At 45.6% G+C, this 26,846-nt stretch carries 21 protein-coding genes; 10 read left to right on the top strand and 11 right to left on the bottom strand.

All coding sequences use genetic code 11. The features are described from left to right. A partial coding sequence (locus tag QGG23_06385; GenBank protein MDP6049052.1) for a peptidase M20 occupies positions 1-414 on the bottom strand: 414 nt, incomplete at its 3' end. A 272-nt stretch (positions 415-686) separates the two neighbouring features. Here QGG23_06385 and QGG23_06380 point away from each other — a divergent pair. Together QGG23_06380 and QGG23_06375 are read left to right on the top strand one after the other, a co-directional pair. Then, positions 687-1,736, top strand: coding sequence for an arginase family protein (locus tag QGG23_06380; protein ID MDP6049051.1), 1,050 nt, complete (start codon positions 687-689; stop codon positions 1,734-1,736). A 719-nt stretch (positions 1,737-2,455) separates the two neighbouring features. Next, the gene (locus tag QGG23_06375; protein MDP6049050.1) at positions 2,456-3,592 is read left to right on the top strand and encodes a saccharopine dehydrogenase C-terminal domain-containing protein; all 1,137 of its coding nucleotides are present in this window, start codon (positions 2,456-2,458) and stop codon (positions 3,590-3,592) included. A 93-nt stretch (positions 3,593-3,685) separates the two neighbouring features. Here QGG23_06375 and QGG23_06370 read toward each other — a convergent pair whose 3' ends face one another. Next, the gene (locus QGG23_06370) at positions 3,686-4,672 is read right to left on the bottom strand and encodes a succinylglutamate desuccinylase/aspartoacylase family protein (protein ID MDP6049049.1); all 987 of its coding nucleotides are present in this window, start codon (positions 4,670-4,672) and stop codon (positions 3,686-3,688) included. A 165-nt stretch (positions 4,673-4,837) separates the two neighbouring features. Here QGG23_06370 and QGG23_06365 point away from each other — a divergent pair, with 165 nt between their 5' ends. Together QGG23_06365 and QGG23_06360 are read left to right on the top strand one after the other, a co-directional pair. Beyond that, on the top strand, positions 4,838-5,896 hold the full coding sequence (locus QGG23_06365) for a hypothetical protein (protein MDP6049048.1): 1,059 nt from the start codon (positions 4,838-4,840) through the stop codon (positions 5,894-5,896). Between the two features lie 106 nt (positions 5,897-6,002). Continuing rightward, complete coding sequence (locus QGG23_06360; protein MDP6049047.1) at positions 6,003-7,220, top strand: aminotransferase class I/II-fold pyridoxal phosphate-dependent enzyme; 1,218 nt, start codon at positions 6,003-6,005, stop codon at positions 7,218-7,220. A 56-nt stretch (positions 7,221-7,276) separates the two neighbouring features. On the opposite strand, the gene QGG23_06355 is transcribed toward QGG23_06360, so the two are convergent. The 8 genes from QGG23_06355 to QGG23_06320 form a co-directional block, all read right to left on the bottom strand. After that, positions 7,277-7,819 carry a nitroreductase family protein gene (locus QGG23_06355; GenBank protein MDP6049046.1) on the bottom strand — a complete coding sequence of 181 codons (543 nt, stop codon included), beginning with the start codon at positions 7,817-7,819 and terminating at the stop codon, positions 7,277-7,279. 1 nt (position 7,820) lies between these two features. Then, positions 7,821-8,336 carry a nitroreductase family protein gene (locus tag QGG23_06350; GenBank protein MDP6049045.1) on the bottom strand — a complete coding sequence of 172 codons (516 nt, stop codon included), beginning with the start codon at positions 8,334-8,336 and terminating at the stop codon, positions 7,821-7,823. A 60-nt stretch (positions 8,337-8,396) separates the two neighbouring features. Next, complete coding sequence (locus tag QGG23_06345) at positions 8,397-9,335, bottom strand: ABC transporter permease (GenBank protein MDP6049044.1); 939 nt, start codon at positions 9,333-9,335, stop codon at positions 8,397-8,399. After that, on the bottom strand, positions 9,332-10,336 hold the full coding sequence (locus QGG23_06340; GenBank protein ID MDP6049043.1) for an ABC transporter permease: 1,005 nt from the start codon (positions 10,334-10,336) through the stop codon (positions 9,332-9,334). The genes QGG23_06345 and QGG23_06340 overlap by 4 nt, the downstream gene beginning before the upstream one ends. A 52-nt stretch (positions 10,337-10,388) precedes the next feature. Further along, a complete protein-coding gene (locus QGG23_06335; protein ID MDP6049042.1) occupies positions 10,389-11,612 on the bottom strand; it encodes an ABC transporter ATP-binding protein in 1,224 nt (407 codons plus the stop codon). Between the two features lie 6 nt (positions 11,613-11,618). Beyond that, positions 11,619-12,779 carry an ABC transporter ATP-binding protein gene (locus QGG23_06330; GenBank protein ID MDP6049041.1) on the bottom strand — a complete coding sequence of 387 codons (1,161 nt, stop codon included), beginning with the start codon at positions 12,777-12,779 and terminating at the stop codon, positions 11,619-11,621. Positions 12,780-13,014: 235 nt separating this feature from the next. After that, positions 13,015-15,558: an ABC transporter substrate-binding protein gene (locus QGG23_06325; protein ID MDP6049040.1), complete on the bottom strand. Its 2,544-nt coding sequence runs from the start codon at positions 15,556-15,558 to the stop codon at positions 13,015-13,017. A 406-nt stretch (positions 15,559-15,964) separates the two neighbouring features. Continuing rightward, positions 15,965-17,875, bottom strand: a complete 1,911-nt coding sequence (locus QGG23_06320; protein MDP6049039.1) for a S9 family peptidase — start codon at positions 17,873-17,875, stop codon at positions 15,965-15,967. A 447-nt stretch (positions 17,876-18,322) separates the two neighbouring features. Here QGG23_06320 and QGG23_06315 point away from each other — a divergent pair, with 447 nt between their 5' ends. From QGG23_06315 to QGG23_06295, 5 genes are all read left to right on the top strand, one after another. Beyond that, positions 18,323-18,619, top strand: coding sequence for a TIGR04076 family protein (locus QGG23_06315; protein MDP6049038.1), 297 nt, complete (start codon positions 18,323-18,325; stop codon positions 18,617-18,619). A gap of 25 nt (positions 18,620-18,644) precedes the next feature. After that, positions 18,645-20,354 carry a M14 family metallopeptidase gene (locus tag QGG23_06310; protein MDP6049037.1) on the top strand — a complete coding sequence of 570 codons (1,710 nt, stop codon included), beginning with the start codon at positions 18,645-18,647 and terminating at the stop codon, positions 20,352-20,354. Positions 20,355-20,660: 306 nt separating this feature from the next. After that, a complete protein-coding gene (tuf, locus tag QGG23_06305) occupies positions 20,661-21,959 on the top strand; it encodes a translation elongation factor EF-1 subunit alpha (GenBank protein ID MDP6049036.1) in 1,299 nt (432 codons plus the stop codon). Between the two features lie 72 nt (positions 21,960-22,031). After that, positions 22,032-22,337, top strand: coding sequence for a 30S ribosomal protein S10 (rpsJ, locus tag QGG23_06300; GenBank protein ID MDP6049035.1), 306 nt, complete (start codon positions 22,032-22,034; stop codon positions 22,335-22,337). Between the two features lie 186 nt (positions 22,338-22,523). Further along, entirely contained in the window at positions 22,524-23,699 is a 1,176-nt protein-coding gene (locus QGG23_06295; GenBank protein ID MDP6049034.1) for an MFS transporter, read from the top strand. 363 nt (positions 23,700-24,062) lie between these two features. Here the strand turns inward: QGG23_06295 and QGG23_06290 are convergent, their stop codons facing one another. Further along, positions 24,063-25,124 (bottom strand): Ldh family oxidoreductase, encoded by a 1,062-nt coding sequence (locus QGG23_06290; protein ID MDP6049033.1) that lies wholly within the window; start codon positions 25,122-25,124, stop codon positions 24,063-24,065. 330 nt (positions 25,125-25,454) lie between these two features. Here QGG23_06290 and QGG23_06285 point away from each other — a divergent pair, with 330 nt between their 5' ends. Further along, positions 25,455-26,810 (top strand): aspartate aminotransferase family protein, encoded by a 1,356-nt coding sequence (locus QGG23_06285; GenBank protein MDP6049032.1) that lies wholly within the window; start codon positions 25,455-25,457, stop codon positions 26,808-26,810. The last annotated feature ends 36 nt before the right edge of the window (positions 26,811-26,846 follow it).

Here is a 26,846-nt window from a genome sequence, read left to right as displayed (position 1 = left end):
AGGCAACTTTCCCTCTGCCTTAAGACAACCCTCAATGGCATTTATGAACGCAACGCCACTCCCCTTCATACCCATGCTCCTACCCGTTACACACCTTCCAAAAGGCTCTATGTCCTTTACTTCTGACTCGAAGACCTGATCCTCGTCTTTCTTCGGTAACATGTCGAAGAAGTTATAGACCAAGACAGTTTTGGCTGCCCCACAATAGTGCTCACCATAAACCAGGGGGCTTCCATCTGTTTCAATGAGGGAAACCTCTTTCATCCCTGCCTTTTTTAGGTAGTCTACATAAATTTCAGCGCATTTTCGGATATTTGGGTAATCGTTGAATATAGTCGGCTGCCTCAATACTTTGACAATTCGTTCAACATGTTCACCCTTAAGCTGCTCCAAGGTTTTAGATATTTTATCCATTTTTTTCACCTTTCAATTTAAGAATATTTTTACATTAGGTGTGGATTACTACACCCCAATAGTTTATTATCCTTTTCCTGGTTCGCGCGCGATGTTTGTATCTCAAATCGGTCAGAGCTGGGTTGGAACATCAATTCAGATTACCTTGAGACAAACAAGGTATACTTATTGATACGATCACTTACGGCACTCAGCACTTGGAACAATTAACTTTAGTTTTTTTCCGATAAACATTATTTATCCTCTAGCATACTTCTTCTTGGTTGATTGCAATGAGCTATCCTTCGTGGATTGATATCAAGGACTCCCTCCTTAAGGGACGGAACGTCCCTATGATCGAGCCCGATATGCCGACCTTCATGGGGGTACCCCATGCTCGGGGGCCCGGAGACTTGACGGGGGCGGACGTCGCAATTATTGGGGCGCCATACGTGGCTAGCTGGGGCCCATACAGCGGTGTAAGCAAAGATGAGTGGATTGCGTCGCCAAAAAGGGTGAGACAGCAATCAGTAAAGTACTATTCGGGGTACATGCAGGAGTTCGATATGGATGTCTTGGAGCTTCTTAGGGTGGTGGACATGGGGGATGCGGATATTCCCCCCGAGGTGAAGGACAATCCTACAGCGGATAATGTGCTAGCAGCCCAAAAGGCCGTAGAAGACATTGTGAACTTGGCCCTAGACGCGGGGGCAACCCCCATAGTATTGGGGCAGAACTCACCGTGCGGATCCTACGCCATAGCTAAACCCATCGCGGAGAGGACTAAAGGGAACGTGGGGGTGATCAGCACCGATGTCCATTGGGACAACGAGCCTCTGGACGCCCTCACGGGTGACCCTAGGATCGCAGGCTCTGGGAGCTGGAAGGCGAAGATGTACGAGTTCCATGAGAACATTATCCCAAGGAATCTAGTGGAGATCGGGGAAAGAGCCATGAGTGGGGGAAGACAAAAAAACATCAAGACGTTCTTGGACGCTGGAGCGAATTTTTATCCCATGTGGGAAGTCAGGAAGAACGGTATAGAGTGGCTCTGCGAGGAGCTCTCCAAAGCATATGATGAGACTGAGGCCATTTACGTTCACTATGATATCGACGTTATCGGAGGGGCCGGGCCAGCTCCAGGAGATCTCCTAGGGACCCTGGCTGAACCCATGGGAATGACTGACTATGAGCTGCTCCGGCTAAGCTATGAGGTAGGGTTAAGAGGGTTCACTGCACTTTCCTTTATCTGCATCCCTCCTGGATCCGCGGTGATCTATAGGCTTATCGTGTACGTGATTATGTATATGTTAGCGGGGAAGATACACTCGAAGATTAAGTAATTGCGCGCACTAAGAGCAACTTTAAAGCTAATCACAAAAATCTTCGATGATTTTTTCCCCTTATTTATCTACGGGATTAGAAGTGTTTGGAAATTAATGCAGCTTTTCTTTTTTTTGAGAAAAAATGGATCGCAGGGGAAATCTGAGCAGTCTGCTCAGTTTTCCAATCAGCAGATCTCTCAGATCCATAATTTTCTCGAGAGCTTTAGATTCTACAGCCACAACAGACGAAGAGGCAAACGGGTGCGCGCGGAGATGGTTTTCGGATTTTATTTGGATTCATTCAAATCATTTGTATGCCATAGAAGAGAATATCTACGATTCTCTGATTTTCTTGTCTCTTCCTTCATCTTCTGGTATTATAACCGCCTATCATAGATATCTAGATAATACCCCGATTTCAGGTGCTAGAATAGACATATCTAGTCAGAATGCTAAAGAAACTCCGCTTTAATATTTTCAAAAATCAAAAGGTCAAGCCAAGGATGCCGGTTGTTAGATCTTTCGGTCCAAGTTGCTAGCAACTTCGTAGAATGCTTCAAAGCCAGTTAGTAATAGCCTTTGCTAAACACTTTCAGACTCACCTTCAAAAAGTATCCAGTATCATCGAGCTCGATCCGATCTAGGTCTCTCAGTAAGCTAAGATCATGTTTTATGCTCCTCTCAGATGGAAACCATGAAAAGGGTTCTAGCACCATTTCCACAAGAGACTACACGTTATGAACGTTATAGTTCTGGGCTCAGGAAAGATTGGGTCTATTATTGGAAAAGACTTCTTCGAGTCAAACCCCGGCACTGAAGTCACCTTCAGCGACATCAACAAGGAGAGGGCAAAACAGGCTACGCTTGCGATCCCGGGCTGCAACTGGATCACCATTGACACTACTGACCACGAGGCTATGGTTTCCAAAATGAAGAAATTCGACCTGATTCTAGGTGCCCTACCAGGAGACTTTGGCTATAAGGCCCTCGAAGCCGCGATCGATGCCGGAATCGATATTGTTGATGTCTCGTTTACCGCCGAGAATCCTGTAGACTTAGACGGAGCCGCTAAAGATGCTGGGGTGACAATAATCCCCGACTGTGGGATCGCCCCCGGACTCTCCAATATCCTTACAGGATATGCAGTCTTGAGGCTCGAGAAGGTGCGGGAGGTTCACATAATGGTCGGGGGCATCCCTGAGATCCCGATCCCACCCCTTGGCTATACCCTCACGTGGTCCGCAGAGGGGCTCATTGACGAATACGTGAGGGACGTAGGCATCATAGAAGGCGGCAAACATGTCAGGGTCCCCGCCTTGAGTGGCCTCGAGAAGATCGAGTTTCCTGGTGTCGGGATCCTTGAGGCGTTCTATACAGACGGCCTTAGAACCATCGTCGACTCCATCCCCGGGGTTGATGAGATGTGGGAAAAGACCCTGAGATACCCTGGCCACGTTGAGAAGGTAAAACTCCTAAGAGATCTTGGTTTTTTTGATGACAAGCCTGTACCGGTCTCAGGAATCGAGGTGCAGCCCCGCCTCGTCACTGCGAGAATACTAGAAAGGACTCTCTGGAACCCCGAGATAAGGGACTTAGTAGCGATGCTCATTGAGGTCAAGGGGGAATCATCGGGGGATGCGAGAGGGTACAGGTACACCCTCCTGGACCGCTTCAACCAAAAAACTCAGGTCACCGCGATGGCAAGGACTACGGCATACACGGCATCCATAGTTGCAGGCATGGTGTCGAAGGGCATGATTAAAGGCCCTGGGGTCATCCCTCCTGAGAGGCTTGGCATGGACCACGAGTTAATTCAGGGCCTTATGACCGCGTTGGGAAAAAGAGGCATTACGATAGAAGAGACAAAAATATAAAAAATACTAATGCGTGTGACGACCATAATTAACTTCATGTTAATGGCGTAAAAAGGTAGATTTACCAGATGAATTAAAAAAAGATGAAAGCAATTATTCATCGTGGGTTATATAGGCAATACTGCTCCCGGTGTTTACCGCTTGGTGGGCGGCTGCCCAGGCCCTAATGTAGCCATCATGAGGGAAGGTTATTTCCTCCACAACATCTCCATAAGGGTTATATATTTTTGCCACGGTCTCCCCGCCTTTAATAAACTCTCCAGGGTCCTTTTTGAAGTGGAGGATTCCTCCCCGGTTCACCTTAAGCCTGCCGGCGTTTTTGACCCATCCAGGTCCCCAGACGTATTCCTCAGGCTGCTTTTCGATCTCTCCCTCGATCATGTCCCATAGCTTCATCACGTTTATGATGGCCCTTGAGCCCAGATCTCCTGATATCTCAGTCACTTTGCTTGCAGCTATGAGCTCGAGGGAAACCGAATAAACCGCCTTATAGCCTACTGCTCTGGCTCCACCCATGCCCTCCAATGTGCCAGTAGGGGGTGAATAAACTACTGTCAAGCCAGTAGCCTTCCCCATCTTCTCATTCATCTCTCTAGTTTTGGGGTCATGGAGGCTGCAGAGGCAGAAAGCGGTGCAAGGTCGCATGTTGCCATGGATGTCTATCCTAAGATCCATCTTGGATGTAACTTGATCCCAAATGGCCGAACCTATCCTCTGTGTGATCGAGCCTCCCGAGTCTCCAGGGCTGCTTATATTGGGGAAAATTCCATCCTGAGGAGCGGATCGATTACCCGCCTGAAATCCTAGGGGATTACTAATGGGGATGCCTACCACGAGACCTTTAAGTTTTTTTGGGTCAACCTTCTCCCTTAATACGCGCCTGATTACCTCGGCTCCAATTAGCTCGGAGCCGTGTACAGCGCCCGAAACAACGAACTTGGGTCCGTCATAGGCGCCGTTCATCACGATTATCGGGAGTTTTACGACCGTGCCGTCTTTAAGCTCAACGTTGATAAGAGAACCAAAACCGATCTCCCCTGGTTGAACGGTTACTCCTCCGAATGTTACTTCAGTTTTCAAGTTAATACACCAATATTAGCAGTACATTCATTAAATCCAGTTTAAAGGATTACGTTAACATTCGATAAATGATTTTTGCAGTTTATTTGAAAAGATACAAGATGGAGTCAGACAAAGTATTTTTAATGAGTGATTCATGTTTGGTAGACTAAAGGTTGTATTAGTATGAGTTGCAAGAGAATTATCGAATATGGAACAGCCAAGGCCGGTCCTGGAGAGAAAGGTACAGGGTTTATCAAAGTCGGAGAACTAAGTGACGGAAGTCCAATCAACATGCCAGTGATAATCCTGAACGGAAAGAATCCTGGACCGAGACTATTGCTTGTAGCTCTTGAAGATGGGGACGAATACCCTGGCGCCCTCGGTGGACTGGATGCCTGCAACAACGTTCTCCCAGACATACTAGACGAGATGAACGGTTCTGTGCTGTTCCTACCTGCGGTAATGATCGACTCCTTTAGAGGTAATCCATATGGAGGTGGACATCGAAATAGCTCCTTGGACATAGACCAGGGTGCCCGTCCCCGCCGCCCAGGTAACCCTTATGGGAAATATGGTGCCCAGCTCGGATACAAAGTACATCAGGTGGAGACAGATTATGACCCAGATGCTATCATTAAATTCCATGGCTGCAAACAAATGTATGGAATTGACGTGATCTGGTGCTGGTCTGCACCTGCCGGCTCTGCTCACGACAACTTTTGGAGAGCAGGAATTATCGATCCTGAAAAGATGATTATTCTGGGCCATAGCGCTGAGGATCGCGCTAGGCGTGGACTGTCACCACTCCCTGATCGACCTTTATCCATGAACTTGGAATCAAACGGAGGAGAAGGGGGCATAGGGAACGGATTTAGCGGAGACTCTATGCGAGACAGCCTTCTCAATGTGATGAGACATCTTAAGATGATCCCTGGCAAGGAAATCATATCCGAGAATATTACCTACGTCAACTACATCGGAGGCGTGGGTCCTGGTGGAAAAATGCACTCCGCAGGCATCCAAACGACGAGAGGGGGATTCTTTACACCATTGGTAAAAATCATGGACCCAGTGAAGGAGGGACAGACTATTGGCCTTGTCAAGAACTTCTTCGGGGAAGTTATCGAGGAGATCAAAGCCCCAATAGATGGGTTCTGCAAAAGTTACTACTGCGAAGCCCCCCATATTGGCTCCGGTCAATGGAGAGTCTTCGCCTTAGCTAAGGTTGTGGAAGTCAGGTAGTAAAAACTACTTTTTATGTACATCGAATAAGGGAGGGATATTGCTTTTTCTATAATTTCCCAAAGTATTTTATATTTTAGACTGTTCTTTGTTTAGAGATATAAAAATGAAAGATCTACGTGCTAATAGGTGGGGTTATGACTTTAAAGAGAACCCCGCCCCACCTCCGACTCTAAGACAGACCCAGAGAGCTCTATCCCAGGAAGGAAAGAGTGTTCTGGCGCTTGCGCCCGGGGACCCCCCTGCGGCTGGTTATCCACCCCCTCAATGGTTGATGGACGCTGTCAATCAGGCTATGAAAGACGGCAGGCACGGCTACAGGGACACAAGAACTGCCGAGTTACCCATCGGCATTGCAAAATTCGAGAAAGAGTTTAGCGGTGTTCACTACGATCCCGGCGATATCTTCCCAGTACCAAGCTCAACTTCGGCTATGGTCCTATGCTACCTCGCCCTCTTGGATGAGGGGGACGAAATTATAAGTCCAGAGCCAATCTATCAGCAGTACTCGTTCTTCGCCAACTACTACAAAACTAAGATGGTGAAAACCAACAGCTTCGAGGACGATCGGTGGCAGCCCGATCTGGATGCCATTAGGAAAGCTGTGACCGATAAGACCAAGTTCATTATTATCAACAATCCCAACAATCCATCAGGAGCCGTCTACGACGATAAGACCCTAAAGGGGCTTATTGATATCGCCGGAGAGAACGAGATCATGATCTTCTCAGATGAGATCTATACGTTCCTGACCTTTGATATTCCGCAGGCCACTTCGGTCGCCAAGTTGGCTAAGGACGTTCCTGTGATGTTGAGCAACGGCATGTCCAAGCTCTTCAATATCACCGGCTGGGGTTTAGGTTATCTGGCATACCACGATCCTGAAGATAAAATGCCTGAACTAAGGAGTGCTATCAGGATGCTGAGGGGATATTGTGGACGAGTAGCGTCTCCAGTTGCTGTTGCTGCGGCCTATGGATACCAAAACTGGAAGAGAGCGATGGAGGAGGTCCAGCCCGAAGTTGAGGATATTCGAAGGCGTCGCGACTGGGTCGTGAAGCGTATCGCAGAGATCAATGGCATCAACTTAACCACTCCGGAGGGCTCCATGTTCGGGTTGCCCGACTGCGTACCCGCCCATGGAGATGTTTGGAAGGACGACGTTGACTTCCTTGTGCAGCTAATGAAGGAGGAGCTTATAGGTTTCGTACCTGGATCGAACTACTATAGCCTAGGCCACTTCCGAGTTGGATTCCTCTCTAGCGATGAGAACCTCAGGATAGGCTTCGATAAGCTAGAAAAATTCATGAAGAGACACACCTAATCTCTTTTTTTATTTATTTTTTTCACAAATCGTCCTAAACAAAAAAAGAACTTTGATCACTTGTCTTCTGTATATTTTTCGAAATAGAATATTTTCTCGCGAGACTTTCTGCTCTTCGCCTTGGGTGATTGGTTGGGATATCCCAAAGGCAACAGGCACGTCAAGTACATCCTCTCAGGCACAGCCAGGAGCCTCTTAATAGCCTCCACATCGTATCTGGGACTGGCTGGGCCTATCCAGCAGGTACCCAGTCCCATCTCGACAGCTACAAGACACATATGCTCCACTGCAATCATAGGGTCCTGCTTGTACGCAACCATAGGATCCTGGCGATAGCCTGATGGAGAATCATCAGGATCGCCGAAGACGGCTATTACTACCGGTGCTATCCCTACGAAGGTTTGATGGTCGGCAAGCTCAGCCAACCTGGCTCTCGTGTCTTCATTCTTTACGACGATAAAGCGCCAAGGCTGCCTGTTTCCCGCTGATGGGGCTAGTCTTGCAGCCTCAAGTATCATGTCCAAGTTGTCCTCTGGAACGGGATCTGTTTTGAATTTCCTGATACTTCGCCTATCTTGTATTGCTTCTATAACGTTCATTTCATACGCCTCCGAATCTCTCATGATGGACGATTTCATCCATAGACTTTCTCCTGGTTTGTCGTAGAGGCTTGTCATGGTGGCCGAGGGGTGTTATTGCGAGGACCCGCATGTGGTCGGGTATTCCTAGGACATCTTTTATTCTCTCATCAGTCTCCCCGAGGTTCTCGTAGAGCCTACCCATCCAGCATGTACCTAGACCCAGGCTTGTAGCCTCGAGGACCATGTGCGTAAAGGCGATGGAACCGTCAACAATGTACCATCTACCCTCCTTGGGATCAATGCAGCACACAATTATCACAGGGGCCTCTTCGGCCCATTTGTGAAGACCCATCTTCGACTTAATTCCCGGGTCCCGGACGACGATAAAGTGCCAAGGCTGCATATTGCTCCCCGAAGGTGCCAGACGCGCTGCCTCCATGACCCGGGTTATAAGCTCATCTGAAACGGGTTCTTTTTTAAATTTCCGGATGCTCCGCCTTTCTCTAATTGCTTCAATGACTTTTATTGGGACCATGACCTCCAAAATACATTGAATGATAATATTTATGGTGAGTAAATAACAGTGAAAAAAAGGCTAGATGCTCCTGCGCACCTTGGGGTCAAGAATGTCTCTAAAGGCATCGCCCATGAGTTGCCATCCCAGTACGAAAAAAAAGATAAAGATCCCAGGGAAGGCAGTGATCCACCAGCTACCTTGGAGTAGCCAATTTCGACCCTCGCTAATTATGATCCCCCACTCGGCAGTCCCCGGGTTAAACCCTAGACCCAGAAAACCGAGACTTGCGGTGGAAAGAACTATTGTTCCCATTCTCGCTGCCGCCATAATAACCACCGTGTAAATGGCGTTTGGGATCACATGTTTGGTCATGATCGTTAGATCCGACAACCCAATGGCTTTGGCGGCCTCGACAAATAGCTCGTTCTTGACCCTTAGGATCTCTCCCCTTATCATTCTCGCGTATCCAGGCCACGCCAAGATGGAATAGGATATTACCATGGTCCAGAATCCTCGCTGGCCAATTGCTATGAGTATTACCAGCATCATCAAGAGCCATGGCAGAGAGTAAACTAGGTCCACTATACGCATGAGGACCTCGTCCAGCTTGCCCCCATAATAACCTGCTATAGTGCCAATTGTGAGACCTACGGGGAGACATATACCCGTGATAGCGAACGCCAGCATAAGGGAGTAGCGGGTACCCCATATCACACCATAAAAAATATCTCCGTAGGTAACTGGTCCGGTAGTCCCAAAGGGGTGTTCCCGGCTAGGTGGAAGTGGAAGTCTGGAGAAGGTTTTCGGCATTTTATATGGATGAACTGGATTAACGGGTATTATCAAAGGCGCCGAGATACCTAGTATGATGAAGAACAGTATGAGTGTCAGCCCCGCAAGGCTGAGGGGGCTACGCCTGATCCGGTACCACATGAATTCCAGTTCTCTTCTTCGGTGTGCTTGAGCCCCCTGTTTTAGTTCATCGGCAAGTTCATTCTGAGTTTTACTTTCAGTCATTTTGATTCACCATATTTTATCCGAGGATCGATGAAACCATACGTGATATCTATGAGAAGGTTAGCGAACACCAAAGCAGCTGCATAGATCACTGTAAATGCCTGGAGCGTGTTGTGATCAGTTGCTCTTGCTGCAGCAGCTGCGACACTTCCTAGGCCTTGTCTGTTGAAAACGGATTCTAGGATCGCGGTTCCCGTTACCATGCTAGCGAACCAATAGCCTAGTAAAGTTACATATGGGATGAGTGCATTTCTCCTGGCATATTTTTTATCCACATAGTCCTTACTAAGTCCCTTAGACATTCCTGTTGTGATGTAATCTTTGCTCAGCTCCTCCAAAATACTTGATCTAAGTATTCTGGAGTTGGCAGCAAGAGAACTAAACAGTGATGTCAGGAGAGGTCCGATAAGGTATCTGAACGCTTCGATAAGCCCAGGCAGGTCACCTTGAATGAATGCATCTACTGTTGGCATACCCGTGATCCTATTAAATGTCCATCTGGGGTCAAGCGTGATCCAGCCTTTTGGGTATAAGTATGATAGAAGGAGTATCCCGACAAGGAAACTAGGGAGGGCCCCTCCCATAATATTTAGTAACCTAGCAAAATGATCAATCCAAGTATCTTTATTTGCTGCAGCCTTCATACCGATCCAGTATCCTACCGGTAAAGCGAGGAGCCCATAAATATTCAATTCAAGTGTGAGGGGAAATAACCGAGCAATTAGTTCTGTCACCGGTTCTTCACCATGACTAAATGCTCTCCCCCAGTCTCCCTGGCTAATTCCCTTCAGCCAAAAGAAAAATTGAACATATATCGGCTTGTCTAACCGATATTTGACCCGGATGATATCAAGAATTTCAGGAGGTGTCTCAGGGGTCACGTATGCTTCGATGGGGTCACCGGCCATTCGAGATATTGTAAAGACAGCAAAAACTATGATGAAAATCGTTACAAATGAATAGAGAATCCGCTTAGCTATGTATCGCTTTAATGAAGCCATACCATCACATCCTCAGTTGAAATGATCTAAATTAACTTTTGCCACCATTAAGTTACTCCTTTCGGTCTAGCGCTGGGTAGAGTAAACAAGCCACATATCGATCAGGCTCAACCCGTTCGATCAATTCTGGTTCTGTTTTTTCTACAAAATGGACGTTTATTCTATTGTTTATTTTCTCCACCGTTTCTATGGATTCGAAAAGGGGATCTCTTCTTTTTTGTCCCTTCTCAATTATATCTGTCAACTCGGTTAGAGAATCTCCTTCATCTTTGTTTACCGATTCTAGTTCCAAATGAAATCCATTTCGGACCACCATGATCGAGAATATTTCGTCACAATTCTCCTTAAGCCAAGCTTTGAGGTCTTTCGCGCCCCAACCACACTCCTTGAACGCTTGTTTGCATCTTGGATGAAATTTACATCCTGTCGGTGGGTTAGCTGGTGAAGGCACTTCGCCTATCAGGGCTTCTGCGGTTTCCAATTTCCTGTTTGTTGGATCTATTGAGGGGACCGCGGAAACTAGAGCTTGTGTGTAAGGATGAAGGGGCTCCTCGAATAATTTGTTTTTATCTGAGGTTTCCACGATTTTACCAACATACATCACCGAGACTCTGTCGCACATGTAGTCTATCACGCTCATATCATGTGTGATGAAGAGGTAAGACAGAGCCATATCTCTCTGTAGTTCCTTCAAGAGTTTCAGGACTTTTGCCTGTACGCTTACATCAAGGGCTGATGTGGGTTCGTCGAGTACTATGAAATCAGGATTCAAGGCAATTGCCCGAGCAATGGCTACCCTCTGGCGTTGACCTCCGCTCATTTCGTAGGAGTATCTCCAGAGGTGCTCTTCCTGGAGTCCAACAAATTTTAAAAGCTCCACAATCCGGTTCTGAAGTTCATCTCCTTTCAACCCCTGATGAAAAGCAATGGGCTCTCCTACAATGTCTCTAATAATCATCCTCGGATTCAAAGATGAGGCAGGATCCTGGTAGACTATTTGCATCCTCCGTCTTAAAGATCTCAGTTCGTCTGTGGTGGAGAGCTCGAACCTCTTTATTGGATCCTTCTCGCTAAGGGATGTGGTAATGAACAAATTCCCAGCAGTCGGTTCAAGAAGCCTCAAGATAGTTCTACCAAGAGTCGTTTTACCACATCCACTTTCTCCGACTAAACCGTGGGTCTCCTTTTTTCTTATAGTTAAACTTACATCATCTACCGCTTTTACCGGACCGAAGTATTTCTTCAGGTTCTGGATTTCAAATGCGATTCCAGACATACGTCTCTACTCCTCTACCCTCTGGTAAAGCCAACAATGGACGTGGTGGCCTGCCTCATGTTCTGTTAGATTTGGTTTTTGTATGCAGGTATCCATCACTTGGGGACAACGAGGATGAAAGCGGCATCCGGAGGGAGGGTGTAATAATATAGGGACATACCCCGCTATTGCCTCAAGTTCTGATTTGTCTCCAATGTCGTGGATTGAATTCATCAGTCCTTGGGTATAGGGGTGAAAAGGGTGCTTGAAAATATCGGATACTTTTCCAACCTCTGCTATTTGCCCAGCGTACATAACGCAAACGCGGTCACAAATCTCGGCTATGACTCCAAGATTATGAGTGATGACAAGTAATGAAGTGCCTTTGTTCTCTCTCAATTCGAGAAGAAGTTTGAGTATTTTAGCCTGTGTGGTAACATCTACTGCGGTAGTGGGCTCATCGGCTATGATAAGCTCCGGCTTAGCAGCCAGTGAAATTGCTATTAGAACCCGTTGACGCATTCCGCCGCTTAATTCATGGGGGTATCCATAGGAAATTCTTTCTGGAGCTGGCATTCCCACGCTTTCAAGAATTTCTATGCTTTCCTGGAAAGCAGCTTTTTTAGCATATTTATTGTACCTATTAATAATTGGAATTTTTGATGTAATTTTTAAGACTAAACTGTTTGGAGCGTCCAACTCTCTCTTCAACAAGTTAGTGTATAATCCGGCTAACATCGGCTTGGTCTCTTCAATTATTTCTAGACCCTTTTTGATCATATCCCCTTTGAAGTGTTTGAGTATTCCTTCCCCAACTTGGTCTCCTATTCGCATAGTTGGGTTGAGAGAGGTCATAGGCTCTTGAAAAATAACCGATATCCGCCTGCCTCGGATCTTTTCCAATTCTCCCTCTGTTGCATTTACTAGGTTATCTCCACCTTCAAATGTTATCTCACCTTCTTTGATAACTGCGTTTGATTCCAATAGTTTTACAACAGATCTTGAGGTAACAGTCTTACCGCACCCAGTTTCACCTACAATTCCTAATATCTCACCTTTTTTCATCTTAATATTTACGCCATCCAAGACTTGAACTGTGCCCTGGTATACACTGAAGTTTAGGTATAGATTTTTTATTTCAAGGAAAGCGGGCGCATCCTCATATTTTTGTTCATTTATGACCGTCAACTGGTTTATTACCCCACACGGAATATTGGATAGTTCTCAACACTATAAAAAATATTCTTGACCATGATCAGATTAATAATATAGTAATTGGGACACGTAACGATAATTTTTTTATTGCTTAATTATTAAATAGTGGAGGGTTAAGAAATTTTTTCCAAAATACAATACGTTTAGTGACAAAATTGACCTAATCCAGATTAATTATGAATAAAGAAAAAAAGAGTTTATGGATGTTTTAACCTTTAGAGATGTCGTAAAAGTATCCGCCAGCCGAGATATGGTTTATTTGATACCAGTATCCGTTGACGTAGTCTCGTAGTGCAACTAGGTGTGGGTTGTAGACGGTGAGTATTCCAGGTACCTCTTCAGTTACGATGTCCATGGCTTCCTTGATCAGTGGGAGTCGTTCTTCGATGAATGGTGTCTCGATAGATGCAACGATCAGTTCGTCAATTTGGTCGGATTTAGGATGAAGTCCCCACCCATAGTTCCTCGCGTAGCTGAACTGACTGTGGTAAATATTTCGATACCATACTGGGTCAAGGCCGATTGAGCCAACCAACATGCCTAAGGGCATCTTAAGCATATTGCTCCATGATGCGCCAACGGGCACAATTTTGAACTTTGGATCGATTTTTCCTAGTTCTTCACCCAGCATCTCATAGGCACGACCGTGTGTTGCCATAGCCCAGAGCTGAGTTCCAGCTGCAATCTGGAAGCCTTCTTCATAGTATTTTCCACCGTGGGCAAGCTTAAGATGCTCTTCTGCTTTCTCCAAGTCGTAGGTATAAGGATAGTTATCGTATGAACCTAGCCACCCTTTGGGTAGTACTCCTTTGGCGGCTTCGGCATATCCGAGCCATACTTCCTTTATATACTTTTCATAGGGGAATGCATAGGCGAAAGCTTTTCTCATATTGACGTCATCGAAAAAGTCATTTGCTACTTGGTGTTCTGAAGGTATAAGCTGTGGATCGAAGCTAAAGTACATAATCTCAACATATCCCCTATATTTCACAAGAATTGTGTTAATACCAGGTTCTCCGACAAGCTGCTCGAATTCTACTGAAGATGGGACAGTTATCCCGTCAACATCACCCATTTTGAGCATCAGCGATCTGGTGCTCCATTCGGGTACATCGATTACACGTACGTACTTTAGTTTTGCAGGGCCTTTCCAGTAATCATCGAATCTCTCGAAAACGATACGCTCACCCTTACTCCACTCAAGAATCTTGAATGGACCAGTGGCCATCAATGCGTCTCCGTTGTCCATTGGAATATCGTGGCCGTCCTGCGCTACATAGTCTACTGTACTATCCCAACTCCATGCGCCGTTCTCGATGGCATAATCTTTCTGAATTATACCGGTGTATGGGTACGCCATAGTGACTAGGAAGGGGGCATAGCGCTTAGCTAAGGTAAAGCGTACTGTATAGTCATCTATTACTTCTACAGCGTCCTTGATGGCTGCGTCAGGAACTTCATCCCCTGGATCAACTCCCATGAGCCTCGCAAACAGCATACCCCAGCTTCCCTCTGATACTTCTAGTGCCATGTACCTTTCCCAAGTATATTCGACGTCTTCCGCTTTGAGTTCATCACCATTCCAGAATTTCACTCCTTTTCTTAGGTGGAAAGTGTAGGACATACCGTCTTCCGACATTTCCCAACTTTCGGAGAGTGAACCCTCAGTTTGAGGTTCAATATCGCCTGGACCAGTCCAGACGAGGAAATCGCTCAAAGTGTGGATATATTGCCTGCCATATCCGCCACTGATTTGCCTGAAATCTATAGCGGTTGGGATCCTTTCAACCCAGATGTATGTATCTGGATTCTTTATGGTTCCCTCGTAGGAAGCACCATCTGGGATGACACGAATTGTCCTAGCGAAAGTATCGGTTTTACCATTAGCATCAGTGACAGTGAGTTTTACAAAGTAGTTGTCTGAGTCATCATAAGTGTGGGTTGTGGTCTCCTCGCTAGAGGTAGTTCCATCGCCGAAATCCCAGTCCCATTCAACAACTTTGCTAGTTTGTGACTGGATTGCACCCCGTCTCAGACGCCATCCATAAGAGGAGGCACCGTCGAAATTGATCTCATCTCCTTGGTTGGCTACCTGCTTTGAAACCGCCGCTACTGCGATGGGCGGGGAATCAATTGTAACTTCTGCCGCTTCTCTATCTACCCTAATGAATAAAGGAACAACATCGTTAGTTGATGTTGCACCGTCATCGTCAGTGGCAGTAAGGGTGACTACATAGTCGCCGGGGAGTGAGTACTTGTGTTTAACAATTTTTCCCAAAGATGTCGATCCATCGCCATAGTTCCAAACATACTTATCTACCTCTCCATCAGGATCTTTCGATCCTGCAGCGGTGAAAGTAACAGCTTCACCCACTGTGGTGAACTTATGGCTACTTGTGGTGACAACGATTGGTGGTTTGTTGGTGTCCTCATCTTTGGGTTTTGCACTGGGTTTTGCACTGGGTCTTGCACCAGGTTTAGGTTTTGCTTTAGGAGCAGGTTTTGGAGCAGATTTTGCTTTGGTTTTTTCACTGGCTTCCGGAACAGGTACTGGAACGAATTTTGGACTAGTTTTAGGAGCGGGTCTTGGACTTGCTTTAGGAGCGGATTTTGGACTTGCTTTAGGAGTGGTTGTAGTAGCGGGTTTTTGAGAACTACTACTGAAGTAGATCAGACCCGCGATAACCACCACAAGTACAACGGCCGCAATTATTAGTGTTTGATTCTGTGAACTGGCTTTTCTATTTTTCATATTAACCTAATTACCTATTTTTTTGATAGAATGATATATAACTTTCTAGTTTTAAGTTAATTATATATAAATTTAATAGAAGGTTTCGAAAACGAGGGAGAAATAGCTCATTAAATACTCAAAAAGCAGTAATAACTTAAAGGAAATTAGGCATCGAAGACAAGTTAATGAAACGTAAGACCGGGAAACTCAGTATCACTATAAAATCCCTAAAATAAAATAACGCCTAAAAGATTGTTGGTGATGATTCGAACATTCTTACTAAGGTTCGTTTTCCAGTTACTTTAGCAAATTCAAAGTCAAGCACGCGATCCGTAAAAAATTAAACCTGTATTCATCAATTGCATACCTGTAGTAGAGAAAGTGAACCTCACTCTAGCAAGACCATGACGCGCGCACTGCATGCTCATATTTTTTTATTAAACTTATCAAACCATCGAAGCATATGATAGTGATACTCCTTCATGTGCTTGGGGGATGAAGCTCTAGGGAGAGAGTGGCTCTCCCCCGGAAATAAAATCATTTCTGTCTCTTTTCGGAGTCGTCTAAGAGTTACGTAAAGTTGTTCCGCTTGAGTAACTGAGGCTCGATAATCTTCCATTGCGTGCATGATCAGTGTGGGGGTAGTTACATTCTTAACAAATCGGAGGGGCGACTTGGACATATATAACTCTTCATCGTCCCAAGGAGTACCCTCATAGTTCTTTTCGCACCAAACATGCATGTAATCTCCAGTGCTGAAAAAACTGTATACATCTGAGAACCCTCCAGCAGTGATTGCGGAGTTAAATCTGTCTGTATGTGTGATGATCCAGTTGGTGAGAAAACCTCCCCTGGAATACCCCATTACATTGAGACGTTCAGCGTCTATAGGGTACTTTTCTTCAACATAGTCAACTGCCTCCATTATGTCCTGATATTCTCTCTGTCCGTAGAATACAGCCCTGGCTGTTTTAGCGAATTTTTCACCGTAGCCCCCGGTTCCTCTCTCGTTTGTTAAAAGCACAGCGTACCCGTTTGCTGCGAGTAACTGGACTTGGAGACTGAGTGCGTTCCCCCAGCCAGACATGTGTGGTCCACCTTTAACTAGTAGGACCATGGGGCACTTTTTCTCCGTGTTCTCAACAGGATCGTAATACCAACAATCAACAGGAACCCCATCGCTCGCCTTTAAGATAAATTTCTTCCCTCTGGAGAGCCTCAGTTCATCGAAAAGTTGATCGTTGAAGGATGACTGCTTTCTAGTGCCCTTAAAGTCTTTTACCCAGACCTCAGAAGGGCTCAGAATATCAGTTGAAAGGAAAGCCATGATCGTTTGATCTGTTGAGAAACTGAAGGATTGCATTGATTTTGCGGTGTCAGAAACTAGAACTACTTCCGTTGAATCCAGATTTACCTTATAAAGATTCATATTTCCGTCCATAGCGTTCAGGAAGTATATTTCTCTGGAATCCTTTGACCAAACGAGACTAGAGCCACGAGATGCCCCTGTCCCTCCGCTAACTGAATCTCCGACCTTGGATATGAATGATGATGTAAGATTGCGCTCCTCCCCGGAAAATATGTTAATAATGTAGATGTCGTTTTTTGTAGCAAGCCCATACTTCCTCGTATTTCCGATCATAGCAAGCCATGAACCGCCATCAGGGGAGAAGGAAAGGGATTTAAGGGCTTTTTCCCCATCTGTGATCTTTTTATGGGATTTTTTCTTCAAGTCATAAATCCAGACATCGTTCTTGGCGGTAATATCTGCATTTTCGGATTTATTTGCGATGTATGCAATCCTATTACCGTCAGGAGCCCAGGTCGCAGATGAAACGTCGTATTCCCCTTCTGTGACTTGTACCAGCCCACCTCCGTTCACATCGACCACATAGAGATGATTCCACGTATCCCTGAGCCAGCCCGATCCGTCGAATTTATACGGTAAACGCCGGATTACTAGCACGTCACTACTGCTTGATTCACCTTGGGATGTCCTCGCGAGAAACAGGATCCGTTTAGAGTCCAGAGACCACTCCTGTGATGTGATGCTTCCTCCCGGAGAGCAGATCTCCTCGGACAGTCCTTCCTTTATTTGTAATCTTCGCAATGCTGGTTTTCCGCTGACATTGGAGATATATGATAACTCTAATCCGGATGGTGCCCATAACGGATTCCTGTTTTGGGATCCTTCGTTTGTGATTTGACAAGGCTCGTCATCAATATTCATTAAGTAAATTTGAGTGACGTATCTATCTTCATTTATCTTAGCTTTGGTAACTGAGAAGACGATTTTCGCCCCGTCGCCAGAAATACAAGGAGCTGAAATTTTCATTACTCGGCCTAGATCCTCCAGGATTACTTTACGATGTGAAACCAAATAATTGACACGCCTACACTATAGAATCCATTTAATCATTAAACACTTTTTCCAACATGTACGCTTGCGATGAAGCAAATCGTTAATCTTTAAGTTACATGTTTAAGAAGGAACTCGTATGCGTGTAAATGTACCGGATTAAAGCAGGCTAGTGAATAATTTTGATATCATTACAACCATACTTCTTTGCTTAATAATCAAAAATAATGAATTTAATCCGAGTGACGAGTATCATGTATATTCGTATGTTCCATGAAGCTAATGTCCCAATAATTTAGATGTGAATAATCTGTTGAATGCACTGTCTCCCTATACTCGCTGAGGAACCTGCTTCTAACAGGAAAAAGAGTTAAATCAAAGTTGATTTTATGGCAACTATGTTCAGAAATGTCGTTTAATACTATGCAAATAACGGTATTGAAAAAACTAGATCGGAACCAATTATTTGACGGAAATCCACCCATTGACTCTGAGGAAGAGCCCATATGTCCTGTTTTTGAGGAAGGGCAGGTCTTTGAAGTCTCAGCTGAAGGTAATATCCCCGAGGGCTTTTGCACATGGGCTTGGAACAATATCTATCTCCAAGCCATCCACCTAATGCTCAATGGAGATCTACCTTGGATAAAGGAGAAGGGAGAATGCGTTGCGTGCTGCACAGACGGATTGAGACCCGTTCTTTTCCACCTCAAGAGAATTTAACTTCAGGATTGCGTGCTGGATTACTTTGAGTGAACTGAAATTCGACCATTATTATTCTTTTGACAAGCTCACTGAGACGCTCCAAAAGCTAGCATCAGAGTACCCATCTCTCGCCAAGCTGCGGTCTATAGGCAAGTCAGTACAGGGAAGGGAACTATGGCTTATGGAGATAACAAACTTCGAGACGGGAGCTCCCAAGACTAAGCCCGCCGTCTGGATCGACGGCAACACTCATGCCGGAGAGGTGATGGGATCGATGGTCTGCCTCAAGAACATCTGGCACCTGCTCATAAAATACGGAGATGACCCAAATATCGCTGAATTGCTCGATTATACAACATTCTACATCTTGCCAAGGCTTGACGCTGATGGAGGAGAATTCGTCATCAATACCCCATACTACGTCCTAGGAGCAGATAACGAGACAGGGGGAGGGAGATGGTATCCTCTTAGCAGAGAAGAATGGAGCTCAACTGAGCGAGGTCTATTTATGGAGGATGTCGATGGAGACGGAGTTATAGTGCAGATGAGAATCCCGGACCCAATCGGGGAATGGAAAGTATCAGATAAAGACGCCCGTATAATGCTGAGGAGAACTCCAGAGGACCAACTAGGAGACTTTTACCGTGTCTACCCTGAGGGTTTCATTCTAAACTTCAAAGGCGAGAAGGAGATAAAGATGGCCCCCGCAAGGTGGGCCCTTAACTTTAACAGGAACTGGCCCGGAGAATGGGCTAAAGAGGAAGTCAGCAGAGGTAGTGGGTCATATCCATTGTCTGAACCAGAGACACGGTCCGTAGCTGACTTTATTGTGAGCCACCCCAATATTTGCTTAGCTTTAACCTATCATACCCATGGCGGGGTGCTCTTTAGTTACTCCGAGGATGACCAGATCCCTGTCCAGGACAGAAAGCTATTCAAGATCATCGAGTCAATTTTCGAGGATCAGACTGGCTACCCTTCTCGCTCCATGGGGAAAAGGGGTCCTAGCGGGAGCTTTTCCACATATATGACAGTACACAGGGCAATCCCTTGCAATACTATAGAGATTTGGGACCTCCTCAGCGAGATCGGTATGAAGGACTGGGTTAAGAGGGAAGGTTTCACGTTTTCAGCAAAAAGGCGGGAGGAGCAAGAGCTAAAACTCATTGCTTGGAACGAGAAAGAGCTCAATGGGGAAGCCTTCGTTGACTGGCATGAGATTGACCATCCCCAGCTAGGCAAGTTAGAGATTGGTGGCTGGAAGAAAAAGTTCGTTTTAAGGAATCCCCCAGTTAAGTTCATGGAAAGAGAAGTCAACAAAATCATGTTTTTTCCTTTTAGGCTAGCCAGACTTCTGCCAAGGTTGATTATTAAGGAGGCATCCAGTACAAAGATCGGGGAGCACGTCTACAAAGTTAATTTAATCCTAGAGAACGTCGGGGCTCTTCCCACCTATATTATGAAGCATGCGTTAGATATTGGCAGTACCAAGCCGGCTATTGCCTCAATCAAGCTAGCTCATGGGATGAAATTGATTAGTGGGGATAACTTCATAAAATTCCATCTTGAGGGATATCTTAACAAGGATCTCACAGAACAAAGGCGAGAGCGTCTCAACAACTGCGACAAGAACAAGGTAACATTCAGCTGGTTGGTTCGCACAGAGAAGTCCGGTAAGATCAAGCTTAAAGTCCAGTCACAAAAAGCGGGATGTATAAAAACGGTATTGAATCTGTCTCCCGATATCTCTTAACCTTTTTTAATAGGTTATCACCAAGCAAATTGAAAATTTCGAAGCATCCAGAATCTGTATGCGTAGGCTTAAGTTATGCTTGTAATTGGACTCTCGTTCTATGCCGTATATTAGATCAAAAACGACAGCTACCTTGGAATAATATATTTTTTGTTAGATGTTTAGCCTATATTGAATGTATTTTACATATTTTCAATAGCCTAAACGGTATTTCTTCTCCAGTATTCAGGGCTTCCCTACCTTTTCCGATAGAAACCTATAGCTTTTTATTTGGCATACTATGTTTCATGGTTGAGAGATTTCAAAATGAGTGGTAAGGAAAAACCACACCTTAACCTGATCATAATCGGGCATGTGGACCACGGAAAAAGCACAAGTATAGGTCACTTGTTCTACGACGCTGGAGCTATCAGCGAGAAAGTAATTAGAGACTTCGAAGAAGAGGCCAAAGCCCTCGGAAAGGAGTCCTTCAAATACGCATGGGTTTTAGATAAGCTCAAAGAGGAGCGGGAGAGAGGACTCACGATCGACTTGGCTTTCTACAAGCTAGAGTCTTCAAAACATTTCTTCACAGTTATTGACTCTCCAGGCCACAGAGACTTTATCAAGAATATGGTTACAGGCGCAAGCCAAGCCGACGGAGCTGTTATATTCATCTCCGCAAAGCGGGGGGAGTATGAAGCAGGCACCAACCCGGGCGGACAGACTAGGGAGCACGCCTTCTTAGCTAGCACCCTTGGAGTAACTCAACTCGTCGTCGCTATCAACAAGATGGACGATGCCACTGTAGACTGGGCGGAGGGGAGATATGAAGAGGTAAAGGATGGGATGACTCGACTATTGAAACAAGTCGGCTATAACCCGGATAAAATCCAATTTATTCCTACGAGCGGTTGGACAGGAGACAACCTCTTCAACAAGAGCGATAAGATGGACTGGTACAAAGGGCCTACAGTCTTGGAGGCTTTAGACGAATTCACTGTTCCCGAGAAGCCTGTTGACAGGCCTCTACGGATTCCTGTACAAGAGGTCTATACAATCAGGGGCGTAGGCACTGTACCCGTCGGAAAGATCGAAACAGGCACCCTAAAAATGGACAGTAACCTTATCTTTATGCCTAGCAAGGAGACGGGTCAGGTCAAGACAATAGAGACACACTATACAAGGATGAACGAGGCAGGCCCAGGCGATAACATAGGATTTAACGTAAAGGGAATCGCCAGAGACAAGATCAAAAGGGGAGACGTCGCAGGATACCTTAACGACGTCCCAAAAGTCGCAAAGGCGTTCAACGGCAGAATATTCATCATCCACCACCCCACAGCAGTAGCCGAGGGGTATACACCAGTTCTCCATATACACACTGCCCAGATTGCAGTACGCTTTGACAAGCTTATCTCTAAGCTTGACCCCCGCACCGGACAGGTTGTCGAAGAGAATCCAAGCTACCTTAGAACAGGTGACGCTGCCGTAGTCAGATTTGTCCCCTTACAACCCGCAGCCTTAGAAAAGTATACAGACTTTCCCCAACTAGGTCGATTCGCACTTCGGGATATGGGAACGACCATAGGCGCCGGCATAGTCCTGGAGATCGAAGAGGAGTAGCAAGTTCCAAGCTGCTCACTCTACAGAACATTTAAGTTTCAGGCATAAAAGAATCAGGATGCATCAATCATGGTGAAACGGGCAAGGATAAAACTGACTAGCACAGATACCGATAAACTTGGTGCAGTCTGCCAAGAGATTAAGGACATTGCTAAAAAGATCGGTGTAAAACTAGTTGGGCCTATACCATTACCAACTAAAAAACTCGTAGTTCCTACAAGGAGAACTCCCTGTGGAGATGGGAGCAATACCTGGGACCGCTACGAGATGAGGGTGCATAAACGCCTCATTGAGGTTGCCGCCCGGGAGAGGGTTATGCGGAGTATCATGCGGATTCGAGTGCCCAGCGAGGTTTATATCGAGATGGAGATCCGATGAGCGTGCAGACTAATCAACTCTTTAGAATAATTAATTAACAAGCTCCAATACACCTCCCAAGGCTAGGCAAAAATACTCTTGCCTAATTCTACACGTTTGCACTTTAATTTAGGCAAATTATAGATGGGGCTATCTCCATTGCAATGCTTATCTTTGATAGGATGGTCTTTCAAAGAGTTGAAGACCATGAAAAAGGGGAATGGCGTGCTTCTACTCATGGGATTGGCCCATTCGCTTAACCACTCCTTATTCTTGGTGCTCCCGCCCCTCCTAGACGACATTTCTAGGGACCTAGGAGTCTCCTTCCAAACCATTGGAGCCATATCTACAGTAGCGTTTTTCCTCTACGGTCTGGGAGCCCTTTTAGGGGGACCCCTCTCTAGTCGGGTAGGACTCGTTAGGGTAGCCAGAATTAGTTTAGGGCTCGCCGGCATGGCTACAGCCATCTTTTTTCTCCCTAGTAAGCTCTCTTTCTTCATAGTAGGGTTCTGGGGGATAGCCTTAGCGGCGAGCCTCTACCACCCCACGGCGAATACGCTCATAGCAAATTTTTTTCCCAAAAACACGGCATGGTTCATGGGTGTCCATGGAGCATCAGGGAGCTTAGGACAGATGGTTACACCCGCCATCGCTTATTTCATCGGGGCTATGTTCCACTGGCGCTACGCATTCATCTTTTTTGGTACAGTCTCAGTCGCGACAAGCATCCTGATGCGGGGGATCCCGTTGGTCAAAGAGCCTCAGTGGGCTGAGAAAACACCTCTAGTTGATGTGCTAAAAGTCCCTGGACTATGGATCCTCATAATCTACAATGTCATTATAGGACTCTTCCAGAGAGGTGTGGAGCTCTTCTTCCCCACCTTCTTAGTGCTAGAGAGGGGGTTCACAGGGCAACTCGCAGCCTTCTTTGCCTCCGCTCTCCTTTTCTTTGGAACGCCAGGCCAGCTTTTAGGGGGCTGGGCCGCTAACAAGTACACGCCCCGAAAGTTCCTCGTGTTGACATCAGCGGGAATTGTATTCAGTATGATAATTCTCCTTCTGGTTCCTTCAACCTTAGGAGTTTGGGGGTTCTTGTTAACCTACGGTGTTTTCTTCTTTGGGCACCAGCCAACCATGACCACTTTGCTGAACAGAATCACACCCGGCGCCCTCATGAGTATGGCCTACGGGGTGATGTTCTTCTTTGCATTTGGACTTGGTTCCGTCTCTACCACTATAGCAGGCTATCTCGCGGATAACTTTAACCTTAAGGCCGTCTTTTGGACCATGACTGTTTTCTCCTTCTGGTCCTTTGGAATATCTCTTGTGATTTTCAGAGTGATCGGGGACAAAAAAGGCGGGGGACAAACTGAGCAGCTTTAAGCACCCTAATAGTTAGCTGTTCGGAGATTAACCACTAATAGAGTCTCGAGACCAGCGAATCTTACAAGCTCCCGGTAATCAAGGTGATTCACAGCTATTACCCAGCCTTACATATGGCTGAGCGCGTGTAAATAGTATAGGAAAATACTGAATCATCATAAGTTGGTCAACTTTCCCTTTCGTTCTTTAGCTGCCTCATACGCTCCCCTCTAGTCAGGGTAAATCTCTGTTTTATAGACAATTCTGAAGGCCTTCTGATGAACACCTAGCAGGGTACTCCCTTTCTAGCCAAGAAAAATTTTATAAGAAAACTTAGTGTTCGGGAGCAAGGAGAACAAACTGAGCATAAACGGGGACAATCAATTACTCGATCCCGTCTATGTCAACACCAACACCGCTGGAGGCCTCAACCATCTTGGCCCATGTAATATCAGAGATGTAAATACCCTCTTTCCGATGTTTCTCCTCAGCAATACGCTCAGGATCCCCAGGAACAAGGACTTCAGTTTCCCCATTCAGGCCTACATACCCCTTTTGAGGTGGAATATTTTTGCATGTGCGAACAACCTTATCCACATCTGCCTTAAAATCGTCCACAGACCTAAACTTAGAAACATCTAATGCCATCATTAGCACTCCGTTTGTGAAGGCCTCTGAGGCACAGCCATTACCTGATAACGCTCCGCCCAAGAGATCAGCTATCATGCACAGCCCGTAGCCCTTGTAACCAACCATGCCGCCAAAGGGGAGAAGATATCCCTTAGGCTTTGTCCAGTAGACTGACGGATCTGTGGAAGGGTTGCCATTGTGGTCGATAAGTGCCCCCTCAGGAAGTTGGGTGCCTCTGGCCATCCCAACGCTGAGCTTCCCCCCCGCGAAGAAGCTGGTGGCAAAGTCCACAATTACTGTCTCCTCTTCCCCCCCGGGTATCGCGTAGCATAGGGGGTTAGTCCCAAAGACGCCTTTTGCCCCGCCATAGGGGGCCACCGAGCTGCCCCCGACATTTGCTGTAAGATAGCCTACCATGTCTTGCTCTACCGCCATTTCAGCATAGTCAGACATCCGGCCTATGTGGTTGCAATTAAAAATGGATACAACTCCCACACCAATATTCTTGGCCTTCTCGATAGCGATCTTCATACCTCTGGTGGCATTCGTCTGCCCTGGCCCATTATTGCCATTTAGGAGAGCCATAGCTGGCGTCTCATTCACGATCTCCGGGACAGCTCCCGGCACGATCATCCCGGAGTGAATTCTTTGAATATAAACGGGAATGTAAACCCCAGCTCCATGGGAGTCGTGGCCTCTTAGATTAGCCAGGACAAGTAGTTCACTGATCCGCTCCGCCTCTGTGTCGGTACATCCTGCAGCCTTAAAAGATGCAAACGAGATCCGATTCAATCTTTCTGCCGATAACCTGACCATATATTACAATCCCAAGGAGAAGATTGTCGACAAATCGTATAAGGTATTGTATACTTGGAGAGTCGAATCGCTCACCAATAAGAGGAATAAATTAAAAAGATATAATATAGACCTGTGACTTTTTTAGAATTTAACAAGAAGAGAAAAATAAGGCTTTTTAGTTCTTTTTTCGTCTACTGCCTAGTAAATAAATTTGGTCAGCAACGCTATAGGAATCATAATATGACCCATTTACTTTAATTGTGGGTTGTTAGTGGTCTTTTTCACACGCGGGAGCCTAAAAGAATAGGTTGCGAAATGCTTTAATATTTACTGACATCAAGGACAGACATGAATAAAGAAAAGTTTTCTGTTCCCAATATCTCCACGAATCTCCCTGGACCTAAATCTAAAGAGATTATGATTCGGAAATCTCGGACTTTTATGAAACCCCGCTCTCCTTCAAAACGGGGATTGGCCGTTAAAAGGTCATACAATGCCATGGTCGAGGACTTGGATGGTAACGCATTTTTAAGTTTTAGTTCGTCTATAAACGCTGTTGGCTCCAACCATCCGAGGGTAATAGAGGCGGTCCAAAAGCAATTAAAGACATCGTCAGGAGGTGCTGGTCAATCAGTCCCATTCATAGATTACGCAGAAAAATTACTAAAGTGGCTACCAGGAGATTTGAGTAACGGCAAGATTGGGTATACCGCCACTGGAAGCGAAGCCATAGACTTGATGACTCGTCTTGCTCGGGACTATACAAAAAAAAGGATCATCATAAGTTATCATGGACTAAACTTTGGGGAGGGTACAGTCGATTGTTCCCGTCTTGCTGGAGTCGGCAAACATATGTTCAAGGGAGGTCTGTCCCCACTCATCACAGAAATTTTGTACGCACCATGGCCCTATTGTTATCGCTGCCCCATGGGTCATAACTTTGAAAACTGTAACCTCGTATGTTTGTCTTATTTTGAAGAGATTTTTGAAAGCTATTACCCTGAAGAAATCGTTGGAATTATTATTGAAGGCTTGCCGGCTAATAGCGGAGTCTTGGCTCCACCACCAGGCTATTTAAAGGGTCTAAGAAAAATGTGTGATGAGAAGGGGATACTTTTACTCGTCGATGAGGTGTTCTCAGGATTTGGTAAAACAGGAAAATTCCTTTCAGTCGAGAACTGGGATATTGTCCCAGATATAGTTTGTCTGGGAAAATCAATGGGTGGTGGTTTACCCATCTCAGCAGTAGCTACTAGCAGTGATATTATAGACAAATGTGGCTCCATAGCTCGAGGCACGGTTGGTTCTTTCTCAGGAAATATAGTTAGCTGTGTCGCAGCCACAGCTGTCTTGGAGGTGATGCAAGAGGAACAGCTTCTTGCGAAGGCTTCGAGGCAGGGACTCATGATCAAAAAAAGGCTGAATGAATTATCCGAGAGATTCGAGAATATAGGAGATATACGGGGAATCGGATTTATGCTAGGTATAGAGCTTGTAGAAGATAGGAAGACAAAGAATCCGGCTAATGAGCTAGCAAATAGAATCGTGGACAATGCCTATAGAAAAGGACTTTTGATCAGATCCATGGGCCGATATGGTAATAATAATGTTATACGATTAACGCCTCATTTAGTGACTACTGAAGAACAGATTGATGCAGGGCTCAGCATTCTAGAAGAGTCATTTAAATTAGCGATAACATAAACCATTTAATCTTTATAATTTTTTTTATTTTATTAA

The sequence above is a fragment of the Candidatus Bathyarchaeota archaeon genome (assembly GCA_030739585.1).
Lineage (GTDB): Archaea > Thermoproteota > Bathyarchaeia > TCS64 > TCS64.
Note: the sequence above shows the minus strand (reverse complement) of the source record. Positions and strands in the feature narration are given on the sequence as shown.

What these genes read in the sequence shown, in the direction of transcription:
- QGG23_06315 (MDP6049038.1), top strand. Translation starts at nt 18,323, where the DNA reads ATGCAAATAACGGTATTGAAAAAACTAGATCGGAACCAATTATTTGAC.
- QGG23_06290 (MDP6049033.1), bottom strand. Translation starts at nt 25,124, where the DNA reads ATGGTCAGGTTATCGGCAGAAAGATTGAATCGGATCTCGTTTGCATCT.
- QGG23_06320 (MDP6049039.1), bottom strand. Translation starts at nt 17,875, where the DNA reads ATGAAAATTTCAGCTCCTTGTATTTCTGGCGACGGGGCGAAAATCGTC.
- QGG23_06340 (MDP6049043.1), bottom strand. Translation starts at nt 10,336, where the DNA reads ATGGCTTCATTAAAGCGATACATAGCTAAGCGGATTCTCTATTCATTT.
- QGG23_06295 (MDP6049034.1), top strand. Translation starts at nt 22,524, where the DNA reads ATGAAAAAGGGGAATGGCGTGCTTCTACTCATGGGATTGGCCCATTCG.
- QGG23_06365 (MDP6049048.1), top strand. Translation starts at nt 4,838, where the DNA reads ATGAGTTGCAAGAGAATTATCGAATATGGAACAGCCAAGGCCGGTCCT.
- QGG23_06325 (MDP6049040.1), bottom strand. Translation starts at nt 15,558, where the DNA reads ATGAAAAATAGAAAAGCCAGTTCACAGAATCAAACACTAATAATTGCG.
- QGG23_06375 (MDP6049050.1), top strand. Translation starts at nt 2,456, where the DNA reads ATGAACGTTATAGTTCTGGGCTCAGGAAAGATTGGGTCTATTATTGGA.
- QGG23_06350 (MDP6049045.1), bottom strand. Translation starts at nt 8,336, where the DNA reads ATGGTCCCAATAAAAGTCATTGAAGCAATTAGAGAAAGGCGGAGCATC.
- tuf (MDP6049036.1), top strand. Translation starts at nt 20,661, where the DNA reads ATGAGTGGTAAGGAAAAACCACACCTTAACCTGATCATAATCGGGCAT.
- QGG23_06355 (MDP6049046.1), bottom strand. Translation starts at nt 7,819, where the DNA reads ATGAACGTTATAGAAGCAATACAAGATAGGCGAAGTATCAGGAAATTC.
- QGG23_06345 (MDP6049044.1), bottom strand. Translation starts at nt 9,335, where the DNA reads ATGACTGAAAGTAAAACTCAGAATGAACTTGCCGATGAACTAAAACAG.
- QGG23_06285 (MDP6049032.1), top strand. Translation starts at nt 25,455, where the DNA reads ATGAATAAAGAAAAGTTTTCTGTTCCCAATATCTCCACGAATCTCCCT.
- QGG23_06335 (MDP6049042.1), bottom strand. Translation starts at nt 11,612, where the DNA reads ATGTCTGGAATCGCATTTGAAATCCAGAACCTGAAGAAATACTTCGGT.
- QGG23_06380 (MDP6049051.1), top strand. Translation starts at nt 687, where the DNA reads ATGAGCTATCCTTCGTGGATTGATATCAAGGACTCCCTCCTTAAGGGA.
- QGG23_06360 (MDP6049047.1), top strand. Translation starts at nt 6,003, where the DNA reads ATGAAAGATCTACGTGCTAATAGGTGGGGTTATGACTTTAAAGAGAAC.